This window comes from Rhizobium sp. BK591, from assembly GCF_014195045.1.
GTDB lineage: Bacteria > Pseudomonadota > Alphaproteobacteria > Rhizobiales > Rhizobiaceae > Rhizobium > Rhizobium anhuiense.
This window is the reverse complement of sequence record NZ_JACIAZ010000001.1, coordinates 102,147-117,053: the sequence shown is the minus strand read 5'-3', so window position 1 is coordinate 117,053 and position 14,907 is coordinate 102,147. Positions and strand designations below refer to the sequence as shown.

Here is a 14,907-nt window from a genome sequence, read left to right as displayed (position 1 = left end):
CGTTCCTCCCGACCATCGCTCTTAGAGCTTGCCCATCACCAGCTGGCGGAAGCCGTAAACCTCGCGCTTGCCGGAAAGCGGGATCAGCGTCACCGAGCGCGTCTGCCCCGGCTCGAAGCGCACCGCCGTTCCCGCCGGGATATCGAGCCGCTTGCCATGTGCAACAGCGCGATCGAAGGAAAGCCCGGCATTGGTCTCGGCGAAATGATAGTGGCTGCCGACCTGCACTGGCCGGTCGCCCGTATTGGAAACCTCCAGCGTCACCGTCTGCGCGCCGGCATTCAGTTCGATGTCGCCGCTTGCGGCAATGATTTCACCTGGAATCATCTCGTCCTCCTTAAGCCGCCTTGGGCGCACAGCCCTCGGCCTTCAGCACGGGCTTCGTCGACGCCGGATTTTTGGCAAGCATATCAACCGGCCGAATAGGCCTCGCGACGAGATTGCCGCCGCAGTTCGGGCAGACACCTTTCAGCACACCCTCGACGCAATCGGCGCAGAAGGTGCATTCATAGGTGCAGATCCGTGCCTCGGTGCTGTCCGCCGGCAAATCCTTATCGCAGCATTCGCAATTGGGCCTGAGCTCCAGCATTCCTATCTCCTCACCGGATCGGCTCGTGCACGGTGACGAGCTTGGTTCCATCCGGGAACGTCGCCTCCACCTGCACGTCGTGGATCATCTCGGCAACGCCCTCCATCACCTGGCCGCGGCCGATCACATGGGCGCCGGCTTCCATCAGCTCGGCAACCGGGCGGCCGTCGCGGGCGCCTTCGACGACGAAATCGCTGATCAGCGCGATCGCTTCGGGATAGTTCAGCTTGACGCCGCGCTCCAGCCGCCGCCGCGCCACCATCGCCGCCATTGATATCAGCAGCTTGTCTTTTTCTCTCGGAGTGAGGTTCATTGCTTGCCCATCTGCTTCATACCTAGAACAGGATGATCCTGTTCTGCATTAAAGAGTTAGAGCCTGATGTCGTCCGAAAACCGCTCACACTTTTCGGCATCATGCTCCAGGTTCATAGATTCCAGACTTTCGGCACAGGCGCGCCATTGCGCAAGGCGGAAATGACCGGGATCAGGATTTTTCTGAGTGAGAATCCGTCGGCCGCCGCAAGGCGGACGACAAGCTTGCCATCCCAGGCGCTTGCACCGCCCATCGATCCTTCGACGAGCGGCCGGACCTTGGCGAGATAGGCTTCGGAAAGCGGTCCGGCATAAAGCAGCGTCGCAAAGGCCACCTGCCCGCCGAGCACGGCCTGCCGCGCGGCCAGCGCCGCCACGCCTTCGGAAAGCCTGAGTTCCTCGGCATGGATCAGTTGGCCCGAGCGGCGGATGCGCCAGCGGTCGCGGAACAGCCCGGTCTCCACCGCCTCCCCCATCGCCTTGCGGCCGAGCAGGACGGCTTCGACGGCCAGAAATTCGGCACTCTCGTCAAGATCGACATCCAGCCGGCGGAAAAGTGCGGCTCTATCGAAGAGGATCGTTTCCTGCGGCAGCCAGTCGACGCGAGCCTGGGCTCCAACCTTGATGCTGGTCGTCACCTCGGCGGTGCCGGCCGATGCCTTGTAAATCTTCTCGCAGGCCTGGGTGGTGACGTCGATGCGCGTACCGGCGCCGGCATCGACGCTCCAATCCATCCGGTCGCCGCCGGTGAGCCCGCCAGCGGTGTTGATGATGACGGCTTCCATGGAGGCATTGAAGGTATCAGGCAGGCGGATCTTCGCCGCTCCCTCCTGATAGAGCTCACGGATGCGCGTACGGCCATCGAACAGCTTTGCCGCCAGATGCCCGCGCCCCTCCGCTCTTTGCGGTCTCGTGCCTGCCGCCGCAATCGTCATATCGTCCCTTTCGGTCGCGCCTTTGATTTTCATTCAAGCGCGCAGATAGCAGAAAGCAAGCAATTCCCATGCCGTCCAGGATGCCCGCAGCAGATGCGGCAGATCTGCGAATTGCTGGGTCCACTGCTGCAAAATGCGGCATCTGCCGGTCAGACGGTCAGATGACGGCGGGCCTCCGGTGTATCCAGCGTTTCGGCAAGCCCTTCATGCACGATCTCGCCGCGATCCATGATGTAGACGTAATCGGCGAGCTCCCGGCAGAAATCCAGATATTGTTCGACGAGCAGGATCGCCATGCCTGTGGAGTCACGCAAATAGCGGATCGCCCGGCCGATATCCTTGATGATCGAGGGCTGGATGCCTTCGGTCGGCTCGTCGAGCACGAGGATCTTCGGCCGCGTCACCATGGCGCGCCCGATCGCCAACTGCTGCTGCTGCCCGCCGGAAAGATCGCCGCCGCGACGCGACAACATCGACTTCAGCACCGGGAAGAGGCTGAAGATGTCGTCGGGGATGTTGCGGTCGCGGCGACCAAGCGGAGCGAAGCCGGTTTCGAGATTTTCCTTGACGGTAAGCAGCGGGAAGATTTCGCGGCCCTGCGGCACATAGCCGACGCCCTGCTTGGCGCGGGCAAAGGGCGGCAGACCGTTGAGTCTGGTGTCATTGAAGGTGATGGTACCCGCCGACAGCGGATGCTGGCCGGTAACGGCGCGCAGAAGAGAACTCTTCCCCACGCCGTTACGCCCCAGCACGCAGGTAATCTTTCCCATCTCCGCTTTGATCGAGATGCCGCGCAGCGCCTGGGCGGCGCCATAATGCAGATTTGCGTTTTCGACTGTCAGCATCCGTTCACCCATTCCCCATCAGTTCATTAGGCCACGCCTCAGCGTCTGCAGGGCGTGCTCCTGTTCCGTCGTTCTCTCGCCGCCGACCGCGGCCACGTCCTCGGCAATACCGATCAATTGCTGACGCTCTTGCATGTCGAGCGCCTCTATCCAGAGAGGCCGGAACCGGCGGATCGGATCTTCGGGACTGGTGACGTTCTTGGACGCCCACTCGCCGAAAACCAGCACCTCTTCCATGTCGCCCGGCCGGATGATGCCTTTCATGCGGTTGCGAACGACATCCTTCGCAGCGTCGACATAGATCGGCTTTTCCTTGGCAAGGCAGAAGAAAAAGGCCACCGCCGCAATCGCCGGATCGGCGATCGAGGCCAGCGGCGCGACTTCGGCCTGCTTGCGAAACTTTTTGCGCTTATAAGCGCCCCGCATCCGCTCGACCGAATCGATGATCTCGTTTCCCGCTTCACGCGCCATTTTCAAACGCCAATACCAGACGACCGCGCCGCTGAGCGCCACAACCAGAATACCGAGAAAAGCCATGATGAAACCCCACAGTAAAACCCGCCCGTTTTAGAGCGTCTTCTTTTGTCAGGTTCAAGTCTCCAAGTTGCACTGATCACCGCCCCAGATAGTTCTCGATCACCTTCGGATCGGAACTGACAAAATCGATCGACCCTTCCGCCAGCACCGAGCCTTCGGCAAGGCACGTCACCTTGACGCCGAGGTCGCGGATGAAGCCCATGTCGTGCTCGACGACGACGACCGAGCGGGTCCTAGCGATATCCTTGAGCAGGACCGCCGTTTCCGCCGTTTCCGCATCGGTCATGCCGGCCACCGGTTCGTCGACCAGCAGGAGTTTCGGCTCCTGCGCCAGCAGCATGCCGATCTCCAGCCACTGCTTCTGCCCATGCGAGAGGTTGGCGGCGAATTCGTCACGGCGGTGCGTCAGCCGCACCGTTTCCAGGATCTCCTCGATGCGCGCCTTGTCCTCGCCCGAAAGCCGGTAGAACAACGTCGGGAACACACCACGACGCCGGTTCAGCGCAAGCTCCAGATTGTCCCACACCGTATGGCTTTCGAAGACCGTCGGCTTCTGGAATTTCCGGCCGATGCCGAGCTGGGCGATATCGGCTTCATCCTTCTTGGTCAGGTCGATCGTGCCGTTGAAGAACACCTCGCCCTCATCGGGCCTGGTCTTGCCGGTGATGATATCCATCATCGTCGTCTTGCCGGCGCCGTTCGGGCCGATGATGGCGCGAAGCTCACCGGGCTCGATAACGATCGACAGCGAATTCAGCGCCTTGAAGCCGTCGAAGGAAACCGACACGCCGTTGAGATAAAGCACGCTGGTGGGTTTGACGTCGGGAATCACTGTGCTCACTCCGCTGCCTGGATTTTCGGCTCGATGTCGTCTTCTTCAGCCGCCGGCGGGGCAGCCTTGGAGACAAGCTTCTGCTTGCCGAGATATTGCGCAATCGTGCCGACGACGCCCTTCGGCAGGAACAGCGTCACGGCGACGAAAAGGCCGCCCAGCGCAAACAGCCAGATCTCCGGGAAGAGGCCGGTGAAGATCGTCTTGCCGCCGTTGACGAGGATCGCGCCGATGATGGGCCCGATCAGCGTCGCCCGCCCGCCGACCGCCGTCCAGATGACGACTTCGATCGAATTGGCAGGAGCGAATTCGCCCGGATTGATGATGCCGACCTGCGGCACGTAGAGCGCGCCGGCAATGCCTGCCATCATCGCCGAGACGACGAAGGTGAAGAGCTTGAAATGCTCGACGCGGTAGCCGAGGAAGCGCGTGCGGCTTTCGGCATCGCGCACGCCGACCAGCACCTTGCCGAATTTCGAGCGCACGATCGCCGAGGCGATCATCAGCGACAGGGCCAGGAAGATCGCGGTCGCCGCAAAGAGGCTCGCACGCGTGCCGTCCGCCTGGATGTTGAAGCCGAGGATGTCCTTGAAATCGGTCATGCCGTTGTTGCCGCCGAAGCCCATATCGTTGCGGAAGAAGGCCAGCAGCAGCGCATAAGTCATCGCCTGGGTGATGATCGAAAGATAGACGCCGTTGACGCGCGAGCGGAAGGCGAACCACCCGAAGACGAAGGCGAGCAGGCCGGGCACGGCGAGCACCATCAGCGCCGCAAACCAGAACTGGTCGAAACCGTACCAGAACCAGGGCAGCTCCTTCCAATTCAGGAACACCATGAAATCGGGCAGGACAGGATCGCCGTAGACGCCGCGCGAGCCGATCTGGCGCATCAGATACATGCCCATCGCATAACCGCCGAGCGCGAAGAAGGCGCCGTGGCCGAGCGAGAGGATGCCGCAGAAGCCCCAGACGAGATCGAGCGCCAGCGCCAGCAGCGCATAGGTCAGATATTTGCCGAACAGCGCCATGATATAGGTCGGGATGTGCAGCGGGTTGGTCGGGCCGGTCGCCAGATTGAGCACCGGTACGAGAATGGCGACCGCCAGCAACAGGGCGATGGCAATCGAGATCCTGCGATCGAGAGACCGGAGAAGGAAGGCCGTAATCATGCTTCCACCGCCCTTCCTTTGAGTGCGAAGAGCCCGCGCGGACGCTTCTGGATGAAGAGAATGATGAGGACGAGCACCAGGATCTTGCCGAGCACGGCGCCGGCGAAAGGCTCGAGGAACTTGTTGACGACGCCGAGCGAAAGCGCGCCGACCAGCGTGCCCCAGAGATTGCCGACACCGCCGAAGACGACGACCATGAAGCTGTCGATGATGTAGCTCTGGCCGAGGTTCGGCGAGACGTTATCGATCTGCGAGAGTGCGACACCCGCCATGCCGGCGATGCCGGAGCCGAGCGCGAAGGTGAAGGCGTCGACCCAGCCGGTCCGGATGCCCATTGAGGAGGCCATGCGCCGGTTCTGCGTCACCGCCCGCATCTGCAGGCCGAAGGCGGAACGCTTCAGCAGCATCAGCAGCGTCAGGAATACCACGACCGAAAAGACGATGATCCAGAGCCGGTTCCAAGTGATGGCAAGCCCGCCGAAATCGAAGGTGCCGGACATCCAGCTCGGATTGCGAACCTCGCGGTTGGTCGGGCCGAAATAGCTGCGCACCGCCTGCTGCAGGATCAGCGATACGCCCCAGGTGGCAAGCAAGGTTTCCAGCGGCCGGCCGTAGAGATAGCGGATGACGACACGCTCGATGATCAGGCCGACGAAGCCGGTGAAGATGAAGGCGGCCGGCACCGCAAAGGCCAGCGAATAATCGGCAAGCTCAGGAAAGGTCGAGGTGATGTATTCCTGCACGACATAAGTGGTGTAAGCGCCGATCATCACCATTTCGCCATGCGCCATGTTGATGACGCCCATGACCCCGAAAGTGATGGCAAGGCCGATTGCCGCTAGCAGCAGCACCGAGCCGAGCGACAGACCGTACCAGACGTTCTGGACGATATCCCAGAGCACCAAGCTGCGGTTGATCGAGCTGATATGCGCCTGGATGACGGGCTTCAGATCTTCGGGCGCCGTTGTCAACGCCGTGGTCAGAATGGTCAGGGCGTCGCGACCGCCGCGGGCTGCGACCGTATCGATCGCCTCCTTCTTCTCGGCGGCGCTGACATCGCCCTTCAGCACCATCACGGCACGGGCCGCTTCCATGGTGCTCTTGATCTCGGCGTCCTTCTCATCCGCCAGCGCGGAATTAAGCAGATCAAGGTTGGCGGGATCGGCATCCTTCAGCAGGCCTTGAGCCGCAGCAAGGCGAGCGCCGCGATCGGGGCTCAGCAGCGTCAACTGGCTCATGATGGTGCCGATCAGGGTACGAACGGAATTGTTGATCCGGACTTTGGACATCATGTCGGGATCGAGATCGGCGACAGCCTCGCCGGTGATCGGATCGGAAAAGGTCGGCTCGTCTTCGGTGCCGCCTTGGACGAGAACTGGACCGCCCTCCTCGGAATTGACATAGAGCAGGCCGTCGCTCAACTGCTGCAATATCTGGCTGACATGCGCATCCTTCGAGGCGACGAGCGCCTTGATGGCGGCTTCGCGCTCCGGAAACCCGCCGGTGCCGAGCGCATCGACGAGGGCATGGATATCGTCCTGAGCCTTCAGGCCGGCCGTCAGCCCCGAGAGGGTCAGGCAAAGGGTCAAAAGAAAAATCTTGATGGCGCGATACATCGGCTTTCCCGCCTAACCGGAGCATAGTGTGAAATGCTCTATCTCAGTGTTCTCACGCAATTCCGGACACAGAACCGCTGTGCACCTTTGTTGGAATTGCTCCAGCGTTGCCTTCTCGGCAGCGACCGCCGGGGACGGAGCTTCCGCCCGGATTTGCAATCCGGACGGAAGTCTTCAGGCTCGTGTCAGGTCAGCTCGCTCAGGAGCCCTTGCCGCCGCACTTGCCGGTCGCGACATTGAAGTTGCCGCAGGACATAGGCTTGCGCCAATCGGAGATCAGGTCCTTGGAGTCGGGCAGGTAGTCCGACCATTCGTCGCCGACGACGGCAGGCGTCTGTTGGACGATTTCGAACTGGCCGTCGGCCTGGATTTCACCGATCAGCACCGGCTTGGTGATGTGGTGGTTCGGCATGACGGTGGCATAGCCGCCGGAGAGGTTCGGAACGGTGACGCCGATGATGTTGTCGAGAACGGCATCGGTATTGGTGGTGCCGGCAGCCTGGACAGCTTTGACCCAGGCGTTGAAGCCGATATAGGCGGCTTCCATCGGGTCATTCGTCACGCGCTTGTCGTTCTTGGTGAACGCATGCCATTCCTTGATGAACTTCTTGTTGGCCGGGCTTTCGACCGACTCGAAGTAGTTCCAGGCGGCGAGATGGCCAACGAGCGGCTTGGTGTCGAGACCGGCAAGCTCTTCTTCACCGACCGAGAAGGCGACGACGGGAATATCGGTTGCCTTGATGCCCTGGTTGCCGAGTTCCTTGTAGAAGGGAACGTTGGCGTCGCCGTTGATGGTGGAGACGACGGCAGTCTTCTTGCCGGCCGAGCCGAATTCCTTGATCTTGGCGACTTCAGTCTGCCAGTCGGAGAAACCGAACGGCGTGTAGTTGACGAGAATGTCTTCCTTCGGAATGCCCTTGGCTTCGAGATAGGCTTCGAGGATCTTGTTGGTCGTGCGGGGATAAACGTAGTCGGTGCCTTCGAGCACGAAGCGCTTCACGCCTTCGGTGTTCATCAGGTAGTCGACGGCCGGGATCGCCTGCTGGTTCGGAGCCGCACCGGTGTAGAAGATGTTGCGCGAGGATTCTTCGCCTTCATACTGCACCGGGTAGAAGAGCAGCGAGTTCAGCTCTTCGAAGACCGGCAGCACGGATTTGCGCGAAGACGAAGTCCAGCAACCGAAGACGGCAGCGACCTTGTCCTTTTCGATCAGTTCGCGTGCCTTTTCGGCAAACAGCGGCCAGTCGGAAGCCGGATCGACGACGACGGCCTCGAGCTTCTTGCCGAGAAGGCCGCCCTTCTTGTTCTGCTCGTCGATGAGCATCAGCATGGCATCTTTCAGCGTCGTTTCGGAAATCGCCATGGTGCCGGAGAGCGAATGCAATACGCCGACCTTGATCGTGTCGTCGGCGGCAATCGCCCCGCTGAAAGCGGCCGATGCCGCCATGACGGCGCCGAGCGCAGCACCGGTGATAGTGGTTTTGAGATTCATCAGGTTGAGCCCCTCTTCTTGTTCCGCAACAGGCCGGAAACGGAGATTAACTGTTGCTTAAGGGACTATCGGGTGCTGCAGCGCAAAAACACATACGCAAAATGACGTAGGTGCGGGGGTCAAACAGACAGGCCGGGGCAGGAAGGGCATCCCACAGCAGCGACGCCCTGTCCGCTCGATACCGGAAATTATCCGTCGATCGTCAAGGTAACCGTTGTCGGACTGTAGGAGAGGCTCGCCTTGTGGCCGGAGACCGTGAGCTTGCCGAAGGTGCCGGTCACGGCATTCGCCTTCAAGATCTCGATCTTCGTTCCCGGCGTCGGGGCATAGCCATCGGCAAGCGTCACGTCGAGATCGCCGGCCAGCACCGCCTTGCCTGCGACGACCAGCGCGCCTGCGCCGTTAGCGCCGAGCGTCGGCTTCGCTGTCGCATTGGCGAGCTGCTGATAATCGCCGCTCACGGTCGGCCGCCAGAACGAGCGAACCGCCATTGACCGTCAGCCCGCCGGTACCGAAGGCCGAGGATGAGCCGGCCACCAGCACGCCATCTTCCAGCACGGTGCCGCCGGCATAGCTGTTGGTGCCCGAAAGCCCGAGAATGCCGCTGCCGCGCTTCACCAGCTTGCCCTTGCCGCCGATACCGTTCCGCCAGGTATCGATCGCATTGAAACCGCCCTTTGCCGCGTCCATCGTCACGGTGACATCCTGCTCGAACGCGCCATAGCCATCGGCGGCGGCAAACAGGTTGAGACGGCCGTAGCCTTCCGCGTCGTCGATGAGCGGATAGCCGGATGCAATCGCCGTTGTGCCAAGCACGTCACGGCGTTGCGCGCCGTCCAGATAGGGCAGACGCGTTTCGAGAAGCGCTTCGGCGCCCTGCGGCACGCGAGCCGGCTGATCGGTCGCATGGATCGTCGGCAGGCCGTAGGTCAGGCGCTTCAGTACGTAAGCGCGGTTGGCGTCATGATCGGCGAAACGGTCTGCCGCGAGCGGCGCTGCATGCGCGGCGACTTCGAGCGCACCCGCATCCGCAACGCCTGATTTGGCGATGAGCCATGCCTGCGCTTGGGCATACGCATCGCTCTTCAGCGCTGAGATGTCGGCCTTGTTCAGATTGTAGACGACCGTGGCGGTGCCGAGCATGCGGCCGCCCATCACGTCGAGAGGAGAATGCATGCCGGCAAGGATGCGGTCTTCACCCAGTTCGCTGGCGCGCGTGATCATTTCCTGAAAGCGCTGCGGCACGAGATAGGCCATGGCCAGTGCATCCCGCCAGGCTTCCGCCGTATGCCCGCTCGGGAAACCGCCGTCTTCGACCGGCTTGACGCTTTTGGCGGGCTCCAGCGTCGGGACGACCGACACGTCCCGACTCCAGCGATACGGACGGCCATATTTGAAATAGCGCTTGGCAGGCTCCGTCGAACCGTCGCCGCTTGCGGCGTTGATGAAGTCGATCGCAAGGCCCATGTCCGGGTTGGCATCGGTCTTGTTTTCCGCGTCCGGCTTGCTGCCGGCGCCGCGATTGTTGCCCTTATCGTCGTATTTGACCGTCGTCGCATCAGCCGCCACCTCGGTGATCGTGGTGGTCTGCTTCGAGCCGGCCTTCCAGGCATCCGTCAGCGGACCGAGACCATCGACGATGCTGGCATTCTTGCCGCGCCGATCGTCGAGATAGGCGGCCAACGCCTGATCGGCCGTCCGCGCCCGCGTCGCATTGACGACATAGGCGATGTTGGCGTCATGGACGGCCTGGTTGACGATATGGCCGTCGGTCTTGCTGGCGGGAATACCGTCCCAATCCGTCTTGGCGACTGCCGGACAATTGTCCTTGGCCGGGGCTTCGACACCCGCATCGACGAAAGGCGTGCGCGGGGTCCAGATTTCGAGGAAGCCGGAGAGGAGGTGAACGGCGGCATTGGTGTCCGCCGTCGAGAAGCAGGCGTCACCACGTTTGTTGGTGTTTCCAGCCTCCGCATAAGGAACTTTCGCCGCCGTGGCCTGCTCGGCGCTGGCAAGCGATGGCACGATGGAAAGAAGGCAGACAAGGGCGGTGCTCAGGCGGCAAAGGCTTAAAACAGACATGGTGATACCCGAAATGGTTGAACGAACGCCGGGAGAGTTAGAGCGCTTATGTGACAGATCAATTGCAAAAATATTGCCATTCTGTGAACCAGCCGGCACCCGCCTCTTGCCTTTCCCGCCCATCCCGCCAAAACTGCCGGAGAGACGATGAGCCCCAACCGGAATGCCGAAAGGAAGACATGGCAGCGCGCCAACGCATCATTCCGGTAAGACGCGAATATAATCGCTGGGTCGCCAACCAGACGCTGGAAGATTACGCGCTGCGCTTCACCGCCAAAAGCGCCCGCCATTTCTCCTCGCAGCGCATCTCGCAGACGGCGATCGGCGCGATTTCCTTTCTGGCGCTTGAGGCGATCGGCGGTGCGATCACCCTCTCCTACGGCACCACCAACGCCTTTTATGCCATTATCGTCGCCAGCATCGCCATGTTGGCGATCGGCTTGCCGATCAGCCGCTACGCCATCCGCCACGGCGTCGACATCGATCTCCTGACGCGCGGCGCGGGCTTCGGCTATATCGGCTCGACCATCACCTCGCTGATCTATGCGAGCTTCACCTTCATGCTGTTTGCGATCGAGGCATCGATCATGTCCGGGGCGCTGGAGCTTACCCTCGGCATCCCGCTCTGGATCGGCTACATCATCAGCGCCGTCATGGTGATCCCGCTCGTGACGCACGGCGTGCGGTTGATCAGCAAGTTCCAGCTGATGACCCAGCCCTTCTGGATCGTGCTGAATATCCTGCCTTTCATCTTCATCGCCTTTTTGGACTGGGAAAAATTCGATCTCTGGCGCGCCTTCGCCGGCATTCGCCACGCCTCAGGCCCGCCGGGCACCATCGCCGAATTCGATCTGGTCGAGTTCGGCGCGGCCTCCGCCGTCATCCTGGCGCTGATGTCGCAGATCGGTGAACAGGCCGACTTCCTGCGCTTCCTGCCGCCGGACCCGCAGCGCAAGTGGCGCCATCGCCTGGCGGTCTTTCTGGCCGGCCCCGGCTGGGTCATCATCGGCGCGCCGAAGCTGCTTGCCGGCTCCTTCCTGGTCGTGCTCACCTTCACCTCGGGCGTCCCCCTCGACCGCGCCGCCGACCCGGCGCAAATGTATCTGACCGCCTTCGGCTACATGGTCCCCTGGCACAATGCGGCGCTGCTGTTGATGGCCGCCTTCGTCGTCATCTCGCAGCTGAAGATCAACGTGATGAACGCCTATGCCGGCTCGCTCGCCTGGTCGAATTTCTTCTCGCGGCTGACCCACAGCCACCCCGGCCGTGTCATCTGGCTGGTCTTCAACGTCGCCATCGCCCTGCTTTTGATGGAACTCGGCATCTACCGGCTGCTGGAGGAGACGCTCGGCATCTTCTCGATCATCGCCATGGCCTGGCTGTGCACGATCTCCGCCGATCTGTTCATCAACAAGCCGCTGGGGCTGGCTCCCCCCGGCATCGAGTTCAAGCGCGCCCACCTCTACGACATCAATCCCGTCGGTCTCGGCGCCATGACGCTGTCGGCAACGGTATCGCTGATTGCCCATTTCGGCGCCTTCGGCGAGATCGCCGCCTCGCTCGCTCCCTATATCACCCTGGTCATCGCGTTGATCGCGTCGCCCGTCATCGCCTGGGCGACCAAAGGCAAATTCTATCTCGCCCGCAAGCCGCGCCAGAGCTGGAAGAACCTGACGAACATCACCTGCTCGGTCTGCGAACACCCGTTCGAGCCGGAGGACATGGCCTGGTGCCCGGCCTATGCCGCACCGATCTGCTCGCTCTGCTGCTCACTCGACAGCCGCTGCCACGACATGTGCAAGCCGGCCGCCCGTTTCAACGCGCAGGTCGGCACCGTCGCCAAGGCGCTGCTGCCGGATACCATTGTCGGAAAGCTGACGACGCGCCTCGGCCGTTACGGCATCGCCGTCGTGCTGGCATTGACCGCGATCGGCGCGATCCTGGCGATGATCGCCCATCAGGTCGCCGCCGCCTCACCCGAGACGGCCGAGGTCGTCAACCGGACGATCCTCATCGTCTTCTTCGTTTTCTCGGTGATCTCAGGCGTCGTCTGCTGGTTCTATGTGCTCGCCCATGACAGCCGCGTCGTCGCCGAGGAGGAATCCTCGCGCCAGAACACGCTGCTGCTCAAGGAAATTGCCGCCCACAAGAAGACCGACGCCGCCCTGCAGAATGCCAAGGAGACGGCCGAGGCCGCCAACCGCGCCAAGAGCCGCTATGTCGTCGGGCTCAGCCATGAATTGCGCACGCCGCTGAACGCCGTGCTCGGCTATGCCCAGATTCTCGAGCGCGACGAGACCATCCCGGCGCCGCGCCAATCCTCGATCAAGGTCATCCGCCGCAGCGCCGAACACCTTTCCGGGTTGATCGACGGCCTGCTCGATATCTCCAAGATCGAGGCCGGCCGCCTGCAGGTCTATTCCAACGAGATCAACATCCAGGATTTCCTCGACCAGATCGTCGATATGTTCCGCCCGCAAGCGCAGGCAAAAGGGCTCGCCTTCATCCACGAGCGCTCAGCCGCTCTGCCGCAATTCGTCCGCACCGACGAAAAGCGCCTGCGCCAGATCCTCGTCAACCTGCTCTCCAATGCCATCAAATTCACCGACGAAGGCAGCGTCACCTTCGATGTCGGCTATCGCAGCCAGGTCGCGACCTTCACCGTCGCCGATACCGGCCGCGGCATTACAGAGAAAGACCTGCCCCGCATTTACGAACCCTTCCAGCGCGGCGAGGCCGAAAGCGTGCGGCCGATGCCGGGGCTCGGCCTGGGACTCACCATCACCCGGCTTCTGACCAACACGCTCGGCGGCGAGATTTCGGTTTCGAGCGTGAAGGACGAAGGCTCGACCTTCCGCGTGCGGCTGATGCTGTCTGCCGTCATGCGCGTTGCGGCCGCGGCACCGCAGGAAAAGCGGATCGCCGGCTACGACGGCCTGCGGCGCACGCTCGTCGTCGTCGACGACAACGAAGACCATCGCGAGATGATGCGCGAAATCCTGGCGCCTCTCGATTTCATCGTGCTGACGGCGGCAGGCGGCGGCGAATGCCTGACGCTGATCGAGGGCATCATACCGGATCTTTTCCTCGTCGACATCCTGATGCCCGGGATGAATGGCTGGCAGCTCGTCTCGCGTCTGCGCGAGGCCGGTCAGACGGCGCCAGTGCTGATGCTTTCGGCCAATATCGGCGACGCGGCCGCTCTGATCGACAGTGACGACAGCCACAACGACGCGATCGGCAAGCCGGTCGACATCCGCCAACTGCGCGACAAGCTCGCCCTGCATCTTGGGCTGAAATGGATCTATGCCGACGCCGCGCCTGCCATTCCTGTCAAGATCGAAGCGCCGATGCTGAGCCCAGGTGCCGCCCATGTGCAGGAATTGCTGCGGCTTGGCGAAATCGGCTATATCAGAGGCATCGAAGCCAAGCTTTCGGATCTTGCCAAGGTGGAGGCAAATCAGCCATTCACCGAGCAGCTTCGCGTCTATGTCGCCGCCTTCGATCTCGCCGGCTTCATGACCTTCCTGCACGACTTCGACGAAAAGGTGGAATCCATTGGCTGAGCCGGCCCTGCCCCGCGACATAGTTCTGCTCGTCGACGACTCAGCCGAAGCGCTCGGCTTCTTGACCGACGCGCTCGAACAGTCCGGCTTCTCCGTGCTGATCGCCACATCTGGCGCGGCGGCGCTCGGTATCGTCGAGCGCATCACCCCCGATCTCATCCTGCTCGACGCGGTGATGCCCAGCATGGACGGCTTCGAGACCTGCCGCCGGCTGAAGGCGAATGCCGCGGTGGCGCAGGTGCCCGTCATCTTCATGACCGGCCTGACCGAAACCGAGCATGTCGTGCACGCGCTGGAATCCGGCGGCGTCGATTATCTCAGCAAGCCGATCAACATCGACGAGCTGCGCGCCCGCATCCGCGTGCATCTGCGCAACGCTCGCTCGGCCCAAAGCGCCCGCATCGCGCTGGATGCAGCCGGCCGCCATCTGCTGGCAGTCAAGGGCGACGGCGCCATCCACTGGTCGACGCCGCAAGCGACACGGCTGGTCAATGCCGCCATGGGCAGCGATGACGGCATGGACATCGTCGTCCGCCATATCGCCGGCTGGATGCGCGACCGCGTCGCCGCAGTGCGTGACGGCATCATCTCGATCGCCCATGCCGGCCAGGCGGCGCTCCAGCTCGCCTTCCTCGGCGCGATCGGTCCCGACGAATATCTCTTCCGCCTCACCGCCGCCAATCAGCGCAGCGACGACGAGGTGCTGCGCCAGCGCTTCTCGCTCACCCAGCGCGAATCCGAAGTGCTGCTCTGGATCGCCAAAGGCAAGGCCAACCGCGACATCGGCGAAATATTGGGACTGTCGGCGCGCACGGTCAACAAGCACCTCGAACAGATCTACGTGAAGCTCGGCGTCGAGAACCGGGCATCAGCCGCCGTAAAGGCAACGCATGTGCTGCACGAGATGTGAGGAAACATCAAAAGTCCCCCTC

At 62.2% G+C, this 14,907-nt stretch carries 12 protein-coding genes and 1 pseudogene; 2 read left to right on the top strand and 11 right to left on the bottom strand.

Annotated features, from left to right (window positions below):
* Positions 1–21: 21 nt before the first annotated feature.
* From FHX10_RS00505 to FHX10_RS00455, 11 genes and pseudogenes are all read right to left on the bottom strand, one after another.
* Positions 22–327, bottom strand: a complete 306-nt coding sequence (locus tag FHX10_RS00505; protein ID WP_025570364.1) for an urease subunit beta — start codon at positions 325–327, stop codon at positions 22–24.
* Positions 328–337: 10 nt separating this feature from the next.
* Positions 338–589 (bottom strand): DUF1272 domain-containing protein, encoded by a 252-nt coding sequence (locus tag FHX10_RS00500; protein WP_183844607.1) that lies wholly within the window; start codon positions 587–589, stop codon positions 338–340.
* A 10-nt stretch (positions 590–599) separates the two neighbouring features.
* On the bottom strand, positions 600–902 hold the full coding sequence (locus FHX10_RS00495) for an urease subunit gamma (protein ID WP_025570360.1): 303 nt from the start codon (positions 900–902) through the stop codon (positions 600–602).
* A 112-nt stretch (positions 903–1,014) separates the two neighbouring features.
* Complete coding sequence (locus FHX10_RS00490) at positions 1,015–1,836, bottom strand: urease accessory protein UreD (protein WP_025570358.1); 822 nt, start codon at positions 1,834–1,836, stop codon at positions 1,015–1,017.
* Between the two features lie 149 nt (positions 1,837–1,985).
* Positions 1,986–2,681 (bottom strand): urea ABC transporter ATP-binding subunit UrtE, encoded by a 696-nt coding sequence (gene urtE, locus FHX10_RS00485; protein ID WP_025570357.1) that lies wholly within the window; start codon positions 2,679–2,681, stop codon positions 1,986–1,988.
* Between the two features lie 18 nt (positions 2,682–2,699).
* A complete protein-coding gene (locus tag FHX10_RS00480; protein WP_029868294.1) occupies positions 2,700–3,218 on the bottom strand; it encodes a hypothetical protein in 519 nt (172 codons plus the stop codon).
* A gap of 76 nt (positions 3,219–3,294) precedes the next feature.
* Positions 3,295–4,050 (bottom strand): urea ABC transporter ATP-binding protein UrtD, encoded by a 756-nt coding sequence (gene urtD / locus FHX10_RS00475; RefSeq protein ID WP_025570354.1) that lies wholly within the window; start codon positions 4,048–4,050, stop codon positions 3,295–3,297.
* A 5-nt stretch (positions 4,051–4,055) separates the two neighbouring features.
* Positions 4,056–5,219 carry an urea ABC transporter permease subunit UrtC gene (urtC, locus tag FHX10_RS00470; protein ID WP_025570352.1) on the bottom strand — a complete coding sequence of 388 codons (1,164 nt, stop codon included), beginning with the start codon at positions 5,217–5,219 and terminating at the stop codon, positions 4,056–4,058.
* Positions 5,216–6,835, bottom strand: coding sequence for an urea ABC transporter permease subunit UrtB (urtB, locus tag FHX10_RS00465; protein ID WP_029868295.1), 1,620 nt, complete (start codon positions 6,833–6,835; stop codon positions 5,216–5,218). The genes urtC and urtB overlap by 4 nt, the downstream gene beginning before the upstream one ends.
* 199 nt (positions 6,836–7,034) lie before the next feature.
* The gene (gene urtA / locus FHX10_RS00460) at positions 7,035–8,327 is read right to left on the bottom strand and encodes an urea ABC transporter substrate-binding protein (protein WP_025570349.1); all 1,293 of its coding nucleotides are present in this window, start codon (positions 8,325–8,327) and stop codon (positions 7,035–7,037) included.
* A 188-nt stretch (positions 8,328–8,515) separates the two neighbouring features.
* Positions 8,516–10,409 (bottom strand): annotated as a pseudogene (locus tag FHX10_RS00455) (phosphatase PAP2 family protein).
* Positions 10,410–10,588: 179 nt separating this feature from the next.
* On the opposite strand from FHX10_RS00455, the gene FHX10_RS00450 reads away from it, so the two are divergent.
* Both FHX10_RS00450 and FHX10_RS00445 read left to right on the top strand, forming a co-directional pair.
* Entirely contained in the window at positions 10,589–13,975 is a 3,387-nt protein-coding gene (locus FHX10_RS00450; protein ID WP_029868139.1) for an ATP-binding protein, read from the top strand.
* The gene (locus FHX10_RS00445; protein WP_025570343.1) at positions 13,968–14,885 is read left to right on the top strand and encodes a DNA-binding response regulator; all 918 of its coding nucleotides are present in this window, start codon (positions 13,968–13,970) and stop codon (positions 14,883–14,885) included. The genes FHX10_RS00450 and FHX10_RS00445 overlap by 8 nt, the downstream gene beginning before the upstream one ends.
* Positions 14,886–14,907 lie beyond the last annotated feature (22 nt).

What these genes read in the sequence shown, in the direction of transcription:
- urtB (WP_029868295.1), bottom strand. Translation starts at nt 6,835, where the DNA reads ATGTATCGCGCCATCAAGATTTTTCTTTTGACCCTTTGCCTGACCCTC.
- FHX10_RS00495 (WP_025570360.1), bottom strand. Translation starts at nt 902, where the DNA reads ATGAACCTCACTCCGAGAGAAAAAGACAAGCTGCTGATATCAATGGCG.
- FHX10_RS00450 (WP_029868139.1), top strand. Translation starts at nt 10,589, where the DNA reads ATGGCAGCGCGCCAACGCATCATTCCGGTAAGACGCGAATATAATCGC.
- FHX10_RS00500 (WP_183844607.1), bottom strand. Translation starts at nt 589, where the DNA reads ATGCTGGAGCTCAGGCCCAATTGCGAATGCTGCGATAAGGATTTGCCG.
- urtE (WP_025570357.1), bottom strand. Translation starts at nt 2,681, where the DNA reads ATGCTGACAGTCGAAAACGCAAATCTGCATTATGGCGCCGCCCAGGCG.
- FHX10_RS00480 (WP_029868294.1), bottom strand. Translation starts at nt 3,218, where the DNA reads ATGGCTTTTCTCGGTATTCTGGTTGTGGCGCTCAGCGGCGCGGTCGTC.
- urtC (WP_025570352.1), bottom strand. Translation starts at nt 5,219, where the DNA reads ATGATTACGGCCTTCCTTCTCCGGTCTCTCGATCGCAGGATCTCGATT.
- FHX10_RS00490 (WP_025570358.1), bottom strand. Translation starts at nt 1,836, where the DNA reads ATGACGATTGCGGCGGCAGGCACGAGACCGCAAAGAGCGGAGGGGCGC.
- FHX10_RS00505 (WP_025570364.1), bottom strand. Translation starts at nt 327, where the DNA reads ATGATTCCAGGTGAAATCATTGCCGCAAGCGGCGACATCGAACTGAAT.
- urtA (WP_025570349.1), bottom strand. Translation starts at nt 8,327, where the DNA reads ATGAATCTCAAAACCACTATCACCGGTGCTGCGCTCGGCGCCGTCATG.